11 protein-coding genes are annotated in these 12,936 nt (G+C 56.9%); 3 read left to right on the top strand and 8 right to left on the bottom strand.

From position 1 onward, the window contains the following. The first annotated feature begins 13 nt into the window (after window positions 1–13). Both GOX45_RS02650 and GOX45_RS02645 read left to right on the top strand, forming a co-directional pair. The gene (locus tag GOX45_RS02650) at window positions 14–850 is read left to right on the top strand and encodes a carbohydrate ABC transporter permease (RefSeq protein ID WP_171097694.1); all 837 of its coding nucleotides are present in this window, start codon (window positions 14–16) and stop codon (window positions 848–850) included. Further along, on the top strand, window positions 847–1,707 hold the full coding sequence (locus GOX45_RS02645) for a carbohydrate ABC transporter permease (protein WP_171097692.1): 861 nt from the start codon (window positions 847–849) through the stop codon (window positions 1,705–1,707). The genes GOX45_RS02650 and GOX45_RS02645 overlap by 4 nt, the downstream gene beginning before the upstream one ends. Before the next feature lie 9 nt (window positions 1,708–1,716). Here the strand turns inward: GOX45_RS02645 and GOX45_RS02640 are convergent, their stop codons facing one another. The 8 genes from GOX45_RS02640 to GOX45_RS02605 all read right to left on the bottom strand — a co-directional run bounded on the left by GOX45_RS02640 (window position 1,717) and on the right by GOX45_RS02605 (window position 11,501). Then, entirely contained in the window at window positions 1,717–2,700 is a 984-nt protein-coding gene (locus tag GOX45_RS02640) for an ABC transporter ATP-binding protein (RefSeq protein WP_217350247.1), read from the bottom strand. Beyond that, window positions 2,693–3,730 carry an ABC transporter ATP-binding protein gene (locus GOX45_RS02635; RefSeq protein ID WP_171097688.1) on the bottom strand — a complete coding sequence of 346 codons (1,038 nt, stop codon included), beginning with the start codon at window positions 3,728–3,730 and terminating at the stop codon, window positions 2,693–2,695. Before GOX45_RS02635 ends, GOX45_RS02640 begins: the two co-directional genes overlap by 8 nt. After that, window positions 3,720–4,865, bottom strand: a complete 1,146-nt coding sequence (locus GOX45_RS02630; protein ID WP_171097686.1) for an ABC transporter permease — start codon at window positions 4,863–4,865, stop codon at window positions 3,720–3,722. Before GOX45_RS02630 ends, GOX45_RS02635 begins: the two co-directional genes overlap by 11 nt. Beyond that, the gene (locus GOX45_RS02625) at window positions 4,862–5,845 is read right to left on the bottom strand and encodes an ABC transporter permease (RefSeq protein WP_171097684.1); all 984 of its coding nucleotides are present in this window, start codon (window positions 5,843–5,845) and stop codon (window positions 4,862–4,864) included. The genes GOX45_RS02630 and GOX45_RS02625 overlap by 4 nt, the downstream gene beginning before the upstream one ends. A 118-nt stretch (window positions 5,846–5,963) precedes the next feature. After that, window positions 5,964–7,889 (bottom strand): ABC transporter substrate-binding protein, encoded by a 1,926-nt coding sequence (locus GOX45_RS02620; RefSeq protein ID WP_171097683.1) that lies wholly within the window; start codon window positions 7,887–7,889, stop codon window positions 5,964–5,966. A gap of 29 nt (window positions 7,890–7,918) precedes the next feature. Continuing rightward, window positions 7,919–9,073, bottom strand: a complete 1,155-nt coding sequence (locus tag GOX45_RS02615) for a mandelate racemase/muconate lactonizing enzyme family protein (RefSeq protein ID WP_171097681.1) — start codon at window positions 9,071–9,073, stop codon at window positions 7,919–7,921. 12 nt (window positions 9,074–9,085) lie between these two features. Beyond that, window positions 9,086–10,615, bottom strand: a complete 1,530-nt coding sequence (locus GOX45_RS02610; protein ID WP_171097680.1) for a sulfatase — start codon at window positions 10,613–10,615, stop codon at window positions 9,086–9,088. Window positions 10,616–10,838: 223 nt separating this feature from the next. Beyond that, a complete protein-coding gene (locus tag GOX45_RS02605) occupies window positions 10,839–11,501 on the bottom strand; it encodes a GntR family transcriptional regulator (RefSeq protein ID WP_171097679.1) in 663 nt (220 codons plus the stop codon). A gap of 204 nt (window positions 11,502–11,705) precedes the next feature. Between GOX45_RS02605 and GOX45_RS02600 the strand changes: the two genes are divergently transcribed. Further along, window positions 11,706–12,935: an ABC transporter substrate-binding protein gene (locus GOX45_RS02600; RefSeq protein ID WP_171097678.1), complete on the top strand. Its 1,230-nt coding sequence runs from the start codon at window positions 11,706–11,708 to the stop codon at window positions 12,933–12,935. Window position 12,936 lies beyond the last annotated feature (1 nt).

Below are 12,936 nucleotides of genomic sequence, written 5' to 3'. Positions count from 1 at the left end.
CTTTTTGGCAGTCATGATCTTTCCGATCCTGTTTGCCTTTGGCCTGTCGATGACCGACTGGAGCGGGCTTGGCAATGATGTGTCGTTCATCGGATTGGCGAATTATACCGAAATTCTAGGCTATTGGCCCTATTACCGTGCAGCGTTACACAATGCGGCGATCTTTGTGGCGATCCTCGTGTTTCAACACACAGTCGGGCTCTATATTGCGGTCCTATTGAACGAAAAACCGCGCTTTATGGAATTCTACCGCACGGTTCTGTTTCTTCCCGTCATTCTGTCGCTGGTGGCCACGGGGTTTGTCTGGACATTGATGCTGTCGCCCAATATCGGCCTGATCAATCCGGCGCTCAGATCGGTGGGGCTTGATTTTCTGGCGCTGCAATGGCTGTCGAATCCGACCTCAGCTTTGGGTGTCGTCATTGCGGTGACCGCGTGGAACTCGCTGGGTTGGGCGATCATTATCTACCTTGCAGGATTGCAGAACGTATCGGAAGAGCTGCGCCATGCAGCCGCGATGGATGGGGCCAATACCCGTCAGATCTTTTGGCGCGTCACTTTCCCTCAGCTTTCTCCGGCATTCACAGCGCTTAGCGTCCTGACTTTCATCGGAACCTTTCGCACTTTCGATGTTGTCTATGTTCTGACCGGCCCGCTTGGTGCGCCGAACTTTTCGACCGATGTGCTGGGCACTTTGATCTATCGGACAGCTTTCGGCAGTTCATCCTTCTCCAGCGCTGAAATCCGCTTCGCATTTGGGGTCGCCATGGCGCTTTTGACCATGCTGGTCATGGCAGTGATCTGCCGTCTGATCCTCAAAGTCTTGCGCGCGCGGGAGATCGAGACATGAGTTCCACTGAACTGGTTCAACGCACAAGCGCCAACTCACGATTCCTTGTCACCTCGGCGCGAACTGCGGTTCTGATATTGGCCGCTGCCTGGGTAATCCTGCCGCTTTTGTTCATGGTCCTGGCCTCATTCAAGTCCGTGAGCGAGATCTTCATGGACCCGTTTGGTCTGCCATCATCATGGAGCTTCTCGAACTACAAACGCGCCTGGGATGAGGCTAATCTGTCTCTGACATTGCCCAACACGATCATCGTGACCGGAACGGCTGTTGCCGCCTCCAGCTTTCTGTCGGCCATGGTTGCCTATGGCTTGTCTCTGAAAGAACGCAAGTTTTCGACCGGGCTTTACACATTGTTCGTGGCGGGCCTGCTGGTGCCTGTCCATGCGATCATTCTGCCGCTTTTTATTCTGCTCAAGACCGTCGGGCTTTTTGGTACGCTATTTGCACTGATCATCCCCTATATCGCCATGGGGCTGCCGCTGGGTGTGCTGGTGCTGACGCCGCTGGCCGCCAGCCTGCCGCGTGATCTGATCCACGCGGCCCGCATGGATGGGGCGTCGGAATGGCAAGTGTTTCGGCGGGTCGTATTGCCGCTGTTGAAACCAGGCTTGCTGTCGGTCTCGATCCTGAACGGTGTCTGGATGTGGAACGAGTTCTTCATCCCCCTCATCATCGCCTTCGAACCCGAAGTTCAGACAATGCCGGTTGGTATCGTGTCTTTTGTAGGATCGTATTCGACCGAATGGGGGCTTGTATTTGCCTCGGTGGTTGTTTCGACCCTGCCGGTCGTCGTCACCTATTTCCTGATGACACGCCAGTTCCAATCCGGGCTCACAGCCGGTGCGCTGAAGGGCTGAGACCGGTCACTAGATCTCGCCCGCATAGTGGCACAGCACATCCGCGCCAGCCACTGGTTTGGCCTTGGGTGTTTCGTTCCGACACAGCTCGGTTGCATGTGGGCATCGGGGGGCAAAACGGCAACCCTTGTCGGGCACGCCGCCATCCCCGACCGGCAAGCGTCGTTTCGCTTTGTGACGCGCGCGCGGGTCGGGAATAGGCACCGCAGACAAAAGCGCTCGGGTGTAGGGATGTTTGGGGGCGCGGAACAAATCCTGGGTTGTCGACAGCTCGACAATCTCACCCAGATACATCACCGCGATCCGGTCACAGATATGTTCGACCACCGCCAGATCATGGGCGATGAAGATATAGGTCAGGGCGAACTGTTCTTGCAGGTCCTGCAACAGATTGAGTGTTTGGGCCTGAATAGACACATCCAGGGCCGAGACAGCTTCATCCGCGATGACCAATTCGGGCTTTGTAGCCAAGGCACGCGCGATGCCCAACCTTTGTCGCTGTCCGCCCGAAAAGGCATTGGGATAGCGCATCAGGAATTCCTTGCGCAGCCCAACCTCTTCCAGCAAACCGCCCACCCTGTCGGACAGCGCTTTGCCGCTGAGACCTTCGGATTTGCGCAGGCATTGACCAACGATCTCAAGCACGCGCAAGCGGGGGTTCAGGGATGATTGCGGGTCTTGGAACACCATACGCATGTCTTGCCAGGCTTCGGTCAGGCGCGTGCGGTCGGCAGTGACCAAATCAAGCGAGTCCTTGCCCTTCCGGTGCAACGTCATGCCCCCGTTTGTCGGGCTCAACACGCGCATGATACAGCGGCCCAGCGTGGTCTTTCCGCTACCGCTTTCGCCAACGATGCCAAAGGTCTCGCCCCGCTCAACATCGAACGACACGTTGTCGACGGCGCGCACGATATCTGTGGGCTTGCCGAAAAACCCGCCGCCAATCGGGAAATGCTTGTCCAGATTGCGGACCTTCAGAATGGGGTCAGACATGTTTGGAACCCTCATCGTGAAGGAAACACGCAACCTCGCTGCCATCGCGCGGCACCAGAGGTGGGGTCTGCGCATCACACTTGCCCGCGATGACGTGGTTACACCGGGTTCGGAACGCACAGCCCGAGGGGCGCGCCAATGGATGTGGCACCATGCCTTGAATCGCAGGCAAACGCCTTTGCCGCGTCATGCCCATACGCGGGATTGAGGCCAGCAAAGCCTGTGTATAGGGGTGTTGCGGGTTCTCGAAGATCGAGTAGACATCGCCCTTCTCGACAATCTGCCCCATATACATGACGGCCACATCCTCGGCCACTTCGGCCACCACGCCCAGGTCATGGGTGATCAGCATGACGCCCATCTTCAACTCGTCCTGCAACTCGGCGATCAGATCAAGAATCTGCGCCTGGGTGGTCACGTCCAGCGCGGTGGTCGGCTCATCCGCGATCAGCAACCGAGGTTGGCACGACAGCGCCATTGCGATCATCGCCCGCTGACGCATACCGCCGGACAGCTCGAACGGATAGGCCTCGAACCGCTCTGCAGGTTTGGGGATGCCGACCTTGGCCAGCATTTCGATGGCCAGCTCGCGCGCTTCAGCCTTGCTCAGGTTTCGGTGCAGGTGCAAGGTTTCGACAATCTGCTTGCCGATCTTCGTGATCGGACCCAGCGAGGACATCGGTTCCTGAAAGATCATCGCGATGTCACTGCCGCGAATATCGCGCAGCTCTTTCGATCCGGGCCGCGCCCGGGCCAGATCCACTGACCGCCCTTCGCGCCCGTGATAGGTGATACTGCCTGCGGTTATCTTGCCCGGCGCGTCAATGATCCGCAGGATCGACCGCGCCATGATGGATTTGCCACAGCCGCTTTCACCAAGAACGCACAAGGTCCGATTGGCGAAAATGTCCAGATCAACTCCTTCCACGGCCTTGACCACACCGTCATCGGTAAAGAAATGGGTCTTTAGCCCCCGTATCTCGACCAGCGGAGATCCTTCGGGCGGGGCGATGGACAAATCAGTGGGCATGTGGATCTGCGGCATCGCGAAGGCCGTCCCCCAGGAAGTTCAACGCCAGAACGGCCACAACAATCATCGTGCCCGGCGCCAGCAGCAGCCAGGGGGCCTCGATAATCGTGCGGATATTCTGAGCCTCTTTCAGCAACGTCCCCCAGGACACGATGGGCGGTTGCAGCCCGATGCCCAGGAAAGACAATGAGGTTTCAGCCAGGATCATCATCGGCACCGCAAGTGTGAGCGACGCGATGATATGACTGGAAAAGCTGGGGATCATATGCTTGCGGATCACTTCCCAATCCGACAAGCCGTCCAACCGCGCGGCAACGATAAAATCTTCGCTGCGCAATGACAGAAACTTGCCGCGCACCTCGCGCGCAAGGCTTGTCCATCCGATCATCGACACGATGATAGTGACCACGAAATAGGTGCGAAGGGGCGGCCATCCCAATGGGATCGCAGCCGCAAGCCCCATCCAAAGAGGGATGGTCGGTATCGACCGCAGAAACTCGATCAAACGCTGGATGACATTGTCGACCCAGCCGCCGTAATAGCCCGACAAACCCCCAAGCGACACGCCGATGACCAGTGAAATCGCCACACCGACAAGACCGATCGACATCGAGATCTTGGTGCCAATGATGATCCGACTGAGGATATCGCGCCCCAGCCTGTCGGCCCCAAGGAAATAGACAACATCATCAGGGTCTTTCGGGCCAAAGAAATGGGTGTTGGACGGGATCAGCCACAAAAGCTTATAGTCATAGCCTTCGACAAAGAAGCCAAGCGGGATGATCTTGCCCGGAACGTCAACATAGCTTCGCCGCATCGTCGATTGATCGACCTGCACCTTGCGCGCCTTGGCGTGAAGCTGAAACTCACGCGATCCGTCTTCGTTTTCCACAAAGAAATGAATGCCCTGCGGAGGTGCAAAGATGCCCCTACGGTTGGTGTCGTCCAAACGTTCGGGTGCAAAGAAATCCCCAAACAGCGCCAGCGCATAGATGAAACCGACCAGCCAGAGGCTGACATAGGCCACCCGGTGACGCCGGAACTTTCGCCACATCAGCGACCACGGCCCCAGCAGTTCGGGCACGGCAACATCCGCTTGCTTTGCGGCTTCGGATTGTGTGTCTGCCAAGCTCATTGATACCGTATCCTCGGGTCGATCCACGCCAGCAACAGATCCGAGATCAACGTGCCCAGCACCGTCAAAAGGCTGACGATCAGGATCAGAGATCCGGCAAGGTACATGTCCTGCACCAATAGTGCCCGCAGCAGCAGCGGGCCGGTGGTCGGCAGATTCATCACAACCGCAACAATGATTTCACCGGACACAAGCGTGGGAAGGATCCAGCCGATTGTTGAGACAAATGGATTAAGCGCGACGCGAACGGGGTAGCGCATCAGAAGCTGAAACTCGGACATGCCCTTGGCTCGTGCCGTTACCACATAGGGCCGATACAGCTCATCCAGCAGATTGGCGCGCATGATACGGATAAGCGCCGCCGCACCCGACGTGCCAACCACAACAATGGGCATCCAGATATGTTTCAGCAGATCGACGAACTTGTCCCATGTCCAGGGCTCGCCGATATATTGTGGGCTGACAAGACCACCAACGCTTTGGCCGAAATATTTGAAGGCCACATACATCATCACCAAAGCCAGCAGGAAATTCGGCACGGCCAGACCGATGAACCCGAACAATGTGGCGGCGTAATCCCCAAAGGAATATTTCCGAACGGCAGAATAGATCCCGATGGGCAGCGCGACTATCCAGATGAACAGCAGCGTCAGAACCGAAATCCCAAAGGTCCAACCCAACCGGTCCCAGATCAGATCATTGACCGGCACGTTCTTTTCAAACGAGATGCCAAAGTTCCAATCAAAAATGATCCCCGTGATCCATTTGTAATATTGGACATAGAACGGCTGACCCAGACCATATTGATCACGCAGCGCCTGTGCCGTTGCCTCGTCCAGCCCGCCTTGATCGGACAGTTCCGCCGCCAACGTGTCCAGATAGTCCCCAGGGGGCAGCTGAATGATCAGAAAGGTGACCACCGAAACCAGAAAGACTGTCGGGATCATGTAGAGTATGCGGCGGTAAAGAAATCCCAGCACGATCCTTGGTTCCGTTTCAGGCGCGGTGCAGCGCGGTTATAACACGGGGTGAGCTAATGGAGGACACGCTCACCCCGCAGAAATCACGCCCGGATGGGCCGGACGCTATTATTGGCGTTTAGGGCAGGTTGGCGCCGCCTTCGAAATACACCTGCGACGTATAGGGCGCAGGCGTCCACAGCTGACCGGCGATGGGCATCGGATCCACATAGTTGCGCACGTTGTTGCGCACGATCCCAAAGGCCCCGTTTGATTGGATCAAACCAATGGTCAACAGCTGCGAGTTCGCTTTTTCGATCAGCTCAAGCAAAGCCGCTTCCTGCGCCGCCGGTTCACTGGTCGATGTCACACCGCGATAGATCTCGAACAGCTCTTTGATGTGCTCGGGTGGCTCGATCCCGGTATTCGGGTCGGTCCCCCAATCAGCCCATTTCGGTGCCCAGTAAACAGCGCCTCCACGCGGCAAATAGCAGAACGGGTTGACGTAGGCATCAACCAGTCCGCCGGGACAGTTCCAGATATAGGCGTCATGTTCGGCGGCTGACGCGATTTCCTGCAAACGCGACCGGTCAGAGGCACGGATCTGGAAATCAAGGCCAACATCCTTGGCATATCCCTGAAGCAGCTCGCCCACATCCGGGTATTGCCACCCAAAGACATCCGCGACCAGGAAGACCAGGGTAAACCGGTTGCCGTCAGGCCCCAGCCGGAAGCCATCCGCATCGCGTTGATCCAACCCGATACCGTCGAGCAATTCGTTGGCCAGATCGGGATCGAACTCGGTATACCGCGTCGCCCATTCCTCATTATAGAAAGGTGCGTTCGGGTGCGGTGCAGTTTGAACCGGTCGGCCAGCACCCAGATACACAAGATCGTTGATCTCCTGGCGATCCACCGCATGGCTAAGCGCCTGGCGGAACTCGAACATGTTGACGATCTCGTTTTTCACCGGATCGGGGTTGTTGAGGTTCAACAGCAAGGCGGTTTGGCTGCCGGGAATGTCTCCGACCTGAAAGAAGCCATACTGGCCACGATCTTTGTTATCGGTCAGAGCGGCAAGATTCACCGGGCGACCGATATGACGCGCCATATAGTCGATCTCACCGTTGAAGGCTTTCAACAGTATGGTCTCGGCGTCTTCGACCTGATCCCAGGTCAGGCCGTCGATATAGGGCAGTTGATTGCCTTCTTCATCGACCTTCCAGAAATAGGGGTTCCGTTCGGCCACAACACGGTCGACCGAGCCATAGGCGTTTTTCACCTTCCACGGATGCAATGTCGGGCGATCCGGGTTCTGCCAGAACAGCGGCGTATGCATCGGGCCCGCTTTAAGGTTGAACAGAGAAACCCAATCGGTCGCTGCCGGTTCGGCATCCACAAGCGCCTGAACATCGGGATTGTGGTCGATGTGGAACTGGCTCAGATAGTGTTTGGGATAGACTACGGGCGGGTAGCCGAACCCATAGGCGAGTGCCTGCAGGAACAGACCATTCGGTTCGTTGAATTTGAATTCAACCGTGTAATCCCCAAGCTTTGTGACCTGCACCGGACCGCCGGCATCAACGAAATTCGCGTGCTTCGACGGCGTCAGCCTTTCGTCCAGAAACACTTCATACCAGAACATGATATCGTCGGCGGTAAAGGGCTCACCATCCGACCAGCGCATGCCCGGGCGCAGTTCGAACGTATAGGTCGTGGCGTCATCCGACACCGTCCAGCTCTTGGCGATATTGGGTTTCACCTCACTCCAATCGGGGCTCCAGCGCACAAGAAGTTCGGTTCCGATCTGGCGCAGGATGTTGTGCTGATCACCGCCCCCAAGGATGGCGCGGCGCAGGGTGCCGCCATATTCGCCAATGCTGTCGAGCGTTTCCATCACCATCGGCTCATCGGGCATCCGCTCTTCAACCGGTGGCAACTCCCCCGCTGCCACTTTTTCGGCCAGCGCCGGCGCTTCTTGATAGGCCCAAGCCGGCAGCGTACCCGCTGCGGTCAGGCAAAGCGCCGTAACCAACGGACGTAAATGTCCAAAATCCAAACTCATCTTTTTCTCCTCCTCCTAATGCGTGTGTGTCACCAGTTGGTGACAGACCCATCGGGCCGCCACAGATGCGGCGGCTCGACATGTTCGGGTTTCGAGTTTCGAACCTTCTCTTCGTCCACCTCGACGCCAAGACCGGGTCGATCCGGCACTTTGTAGGTGATCCCTTCCAGCGGAACTTGAACCGGGAAAATCTCGGGGTCGTGAAAACCCAGGGACTCTGTCTGAGCCTGCCTGGTTTCGACCCAACTGAAATTTGCGACCGCTGCGGCCATATGAACCGTGGCCGCAGTGCAGACCGGGCCAAGCGGGTTATGGGGCATCAGATCGACGTAATGCGCCTCGCACCAGCCCGCGACTTTCATGGCTTCGGTAAACCCACCAATATTGCAGATATCGAGCCGCATATATTGCGTCAGGCCGCCTTCGATATAGGGCAACGCCTCCCATTTCGACGAAAACTCCTCACCGATGGCGAACGGAATATTCGTCATGCCACGCAACGTGCGGTAGGCGTCCGGCGTCTGCGAGCGAATGGGCTCTTCCAGAAAATTCAAAGTACCCTGAGGCAGCCGCGCACAGAAGTCGGCGGCCTCGGCCAGCGAAAGCCGGTGATGCATGTCAATGCCAATACAAAGCTCTGGACCAAACTCCTTGCGCAACGCGATCAATTCGTTTGCAGCGCGGTTCAGATTGCGCCTTGGGTCGAATTCACCATTCCCGTCGAACTCGCCAGTGTAGATGCGCAGACAATCCCAGCCAGCGTCCACCAGAACTCTGGCTTTGCCGAGCAGTTCCTCGACGTTTCGGCCCTGACAACTTGGGAAGGTGGGGATTTCATCGCGCTGTTTACCACCCAAAAGCTGATACACAGGAACGCCAAGGCGTTTGCCCAGAATGTCATAAAGGGCGATGTCGATGGCAGACATTGCCGCGGTCAGAACGCGACCGCCTTCGAAATACTGGCTGCGATAGGTTTCCTGCCAAATGCGCCCGATCTGCCGGGAATCCTTGCCAACGAGAAACTCGGCAAAATGTTCGACAGCCGCCGCAACAGGGCCTTCACGACAGGAAAGACCCGATTCACCCCACCCGTACAAACCGTCCTCGGTCGTCACTTTGACCAAAAGCTGGTTACGGATCCCGACCCGGGCCAAAAGAGGTTCAATTGCGGCAATCTTAGTCATTCCATGTCCTTCTCAATGCCAGCCCACGCGTGGGGCTGCCGGAATCATGTCGTCTGGTCGGCTGTGGATCATGTCCATCAACTCATCGCGCAGCGGTCTGTGCGACGCATCGGACCATAGGTTGGTTGTCTCAGTGGGGTCGGTGTCGAAATCGTAAAGCTCACCTGCACCGGTGCTCAGATCAACCGACATCCGGTGGCGACGCGTTCTGACGGTGCGCAGGTCCAGAGAAACACCACTGCGTTCCGCATCGACTTCCCATTCGCCCAAAGCAAAGTCACGGCGTTCCGCGCCGGTCATGACGGGCACCAGCGAACGCCCATTGCCTGCCGTCGCGTCGATTGCAGCCAGCTCTGCCAGCGTCGATCGCAGATCCAGGGTCGAGACCGGGTCGTCGATCACCCGTCCGCGCGGGACGCCGGGCCCCGCAATCACCAGAGGGACACGCAGCAACCCATCATAGAGCATCGGCCCTTTCAGCAAGAGCCCATGATCCCCCAGCCATTCGCCATGGTCGCTGGCAAAAACAATAATGGTGTTTTCTAACGCGCCCATGTCCTCAAGTGCTTTGACGATCCGACCGACCTGATGATCAACTGCCGAGATCATGCCGAAGTAAATCGCCGTGATCTGCCGCAATTCGGCCTCGTCCAGCCGGCCCATATCGCTCCAGTTTTTACCACCTTCCGCATTTTCGCGCTCAACATCGCCTGCAAGCCGGTGTTTCAAGAAGGCGCTGTGCCACCATGGGCGGCCCTCAAGATCTCGCGATCTGCTTTCGGCGATGACGACGTCCTGCGGGTCATACATCTGCGACCAAGGCTCCGAGGCCAGAAACGGCGGATGCGGGTCAGGAAAGGAAATCCAGGAAAATATGGGCTTTTCACCCTTGTTCTCGATCAGATCCACAGCGCGGTCACCAATCCAGGTTGTGGATTGCCAGCGATCACCCAGAGGGGTTCGCCAGGCTTGTGGATGATCTGTAGCCGGCGGCGCCTGCTCTTTCGCACGCTGCCAACGCGCACGGCCAAGCCCGTCACCGTTCAGAAAGTTCTCGAAATGCAACGTATAGGGGGGATCGTTCCACGCGCAGTGATGATGCGGCCGCAGGGTTAGTTCAACATGTTGAAATCCGAAGTACGGCCCGCACCAATCTGCCGGGAAATCTGCGGTCGAAGTATAGCATTCTGGACGTCCGGTTGCGTCAAACGTCTCATTTGATGAAAAATGTGCCTTGCCGATGAAATGGGTCTGATACCCGGCGCGTGAAAACACGCCACCCATCCCGTCTTGCCCCAAAGCTTCATCCAGGTTGCGCCCGTTGTCGCGCACACCGTTCGAATAAGGCAGCTTGCCCGTCAGAATTGCCGCGCGCGCGGGCTGACACATTGGATTGGGCGTGATGCAGGTATCGAACCGTGTCCCGGTCGCTGCCAGACGATCGATATGCGGTGTTTTCACACCTCGCACACCATAGCCCATGCAATCGCCGCGATGCTGGTCCGTCGTAATCAGCAATACGTTCGGTTGGCCCGTTGGCATTACCCGACCTGCTTGCCGTGTTCAAAGAGCCCAAGGCTACCCACGACCGTCACTCCTCCCCAGTTCGTCGAATCGAATGCTAAAAACAATACTATGAAACATAACAAATCGTCGATGATTTTTTCGCAATAATCGACTTAAAATGCACAAAGGCAAAAATCAGCCGGTCAAAGTTAGAGAATCCGCGGCGCGAGCCGTCACATCCGGGTACTCAGACCCGAGGTCACAGCCCCAAGGCGCGCATTTGCTGCGACATCTGCACAAACGACCCGTCCACATGGGTGCGGATCACCCGATCCGCCTGTTCCGGATCATTCTGACGAAACGCTTCGATCAGATCATCGTGCTCTTTCAGAATGTTCCGCAACCGCCCCTGACTGATGCGCAGAGGCGCAGCGTGTACGTTCAGCGCCGTGCGCAGTCGTTTCCATGTTTCAGCGGCAACGTCATTATAATGGTGCTGACAGATCACGCTGTGAAACTGCAAATCAAGCTTGCGGAATTTCAGCATGTTGCCGTCACCGCAGGTTCGAATTTTCTCTTGAATTTCGCTCAGTCGCGCGACGTCCTCAGGGCGGGCATGCTCGGCGAACCAACTGACGAAGTAAGGCTCTAGCAGCTGAAGAACCTCAAAGATATTCTGGATCGTGCTGGCATCGGCCAGTTTGATTGTAGCGCCGCGATTGGGGTGGATCTCGACAAAGCCCTCGCCTTGCATCTGCCGCAACGTTTCGCGCACCGGGCTTGCACTGACACCAAACCGATCAGCCAGTGCCGAGATTTTCAAACGCTGGCCGCCGACAAGCCTTCCACTGGAAATATCGTCGAGTATTGCCTGGTAAAGCGTGGCCGTCTGTTCGTCGCCTGTTTTCAGCTCAATCGTCATACGCACTCCGCTTCATTAGTATTTGTGGCCCGATTTTCCGCAGGCATATACCATAAGGCACACCAACTTCAGTTCAAAACAGATTATCAGTGGTGTGAACCACAATATATACTAAATGAAAAAAATAATCGACGATTTTTTAGAAATGATGCTATTTTCGTGACGAGAGATTCGCAACCAGCGGATCCCAACGAGGAGGAAACCATGAAACAGCGCTCGGCTTTGGCGGCTGCGAGTTCGATATTGGCAGTCACTGCAACAATGGCCTTTGGTCAATCTGTAACACTGGATGTCACCGCCTGGAAAGGCAACGAGGCAGAGCCTGCGGGTTTGGCCGAACTGATCGAGAAATTCGAATCGGAACACCCCGATATTGATGTCGAACTCAGCTACATCGGGCGCTTGGATACCGACACGATCATTCCGCCGCGCCTGCAAGGCGGAAATCCACCAGACGTCATGATGACTGATATGCCGCTGGTCGAGGTTTGGGGCAACGCCGGTCTGCTGGAAAACCTTGGTACAGATTCCGAATGGTATGGGCGTATTCCCGAAAGCCTGCAGGCGGCTCTGACTTTGAATGGCAACGCTTTCATCATGCCGCTCGAAGTGATCGGTATGGGAAATTTCGCCAATATGGACCTGTTGGCCCAGGCCGGTGTCGAAGAAATGCCCACAACATTGGACGAACTGAAATCAGCCTGCGGTGCGCTTGCGGATGAGGGGATCAACCCGATGATCTTTACGGGCGGCTTTCAGGCACCGCTCTTTCTGATCGCAAATGGGCTTGAGACAACAACCAACCCGGCGGCCTCGCTTGGATCAGGTAACGCGAAATTTGCCGAAGACGTGGCATTCAACCAGGGGATCGACCTGATCCGCGATCTGATTGACGCCCGCTGTTTTGATCCGTCGCTGCAGGCGGGGCTGGATCCCTGGAGCACGGCGCTGACCGAATTTCAGGGTGGCAATTTTGCGATGATGCCGCAGGGCGCGTGGAATATCGCGGCGTTCAAGCAGATCGACGGGCTGAACTTTGCGTTCGGACCGATCCCGACCTCGCAACCATCGGGCGTCGCGCTTGATCTGTTTGGCATCGGCTGGTCCATCGCGTCGGGCAGCGAAAACAAAGACGCCGCGCGCACTTTCGTAGACTGGTTTGCCCAGCCCGAGAACCTTCAGGTCATGCTGGATGCCGAATCCGCCTATTCGCCCTTTGACGACGGTGCCAGCGGCACCCCGGCCGAGGCCGCACCTTATGATGCGGCGCGCAGCGCAGGCGGTATCATCAATTATCCCTTTGCACTGCTGCAATGGCCCAAACCGTTGGAGGGTGAGATCTGGGACAGCCTGACCGGTTTCCTGCTTGACCCGTCAAAGCCAAGCGAAGACGTTCTGACACGTTGGGACGAGGCAGTTGAAGACGCGTTTTAAC

Origin of the sequence: Ruegeria sp. HKCCD7255, from assembly GCF_013031565.1 — a bacterium.
GTDB lineage: Bacteria > Pseudomonadota > Alphaproteobacteria > Rhodobacterales > Rhodobacteraceae > Ruegeria.
The sequence above is the reverse complement of the archived record's forward strand: the minus strand, read 5'-3'. Positions and strand labels throughout refer to the sequence as shown.

Excerpts from the sequence above, each read along its gene's own strand:
- GOX45_RS02650 (WP_171097694.1), top strand. The coding sequence starts at position 14 with ATGATCTTTCCGATCCTGTTTGCCTTTGGCCTGTCGATGACCGACTGG.
- GOX45_RS02645 (WP_171097692.1), top strand. The coding sequence starts at position 847 with ATGAGTTCCACTGAACTGGTTCAACGCACAAGCGCCAACTCACGATTC.
- GOX45_RS02640 (WP_217350247.1), bottom strand. The coding sequence starts at position 2,700 with ATGTCTGACCCCATTCTGAAGGTCCGCAATCTGGACAAGCATTTCCCG.
- GOX45_RS02635 (WP_171097688.1), bottom strand. The coding sequence starts at position 3,730 with ATGCCCACTGATTTGTCCATCGCCCCGCCCGAAGGATCTCCGCTGGTC.
- GOX45_RS02630 (WP_171097686.1), bottom strand. The coding sequence starts at position 4,865 with ATGAGCTTGGCAGACACACAATCCGAAGCCGCAAAGCAAGCGGATGTT.
- GOX45_RS02620 (WP_171097683.1), bottom strand. The coding sequence starts at position 7,889 with ATGAGTTTGGATTTTGGACATTTACGTCCGTTGGTTACGGCGCTTTGC.
- GOX45_RS02615 (WP_171097681.1), bottom strand. The coding sequence starts at position 9,073 with ATGACTAAGATTGCCGCAATTGAACCTCTTTTGGCCCGGGTCGGGATC.
- GOX45_RS02610 (WP_171097680.1), bottom strand. The coding sequence starts at position 10,615 with ATGCCAACGGGCCAACCGAACGTATTGCTGATTACGACGGACCAGCAT.
- GOX45_RS02605 (WP_171097679.1), bottom strand. The coding sequence starts at position 11,501 with ATGACGATTGAGCTGAAAACAGGCGACGAACAGACGGCCACGCTTTAC.
- GOX45_RS02600 (WP_171097678.1), top strand. The coding sequence starts at position 11,706 with ATGAAACAGCGCTCGGCTTTGGCGGCTGCGAGTTCGATATTGGCAGTC.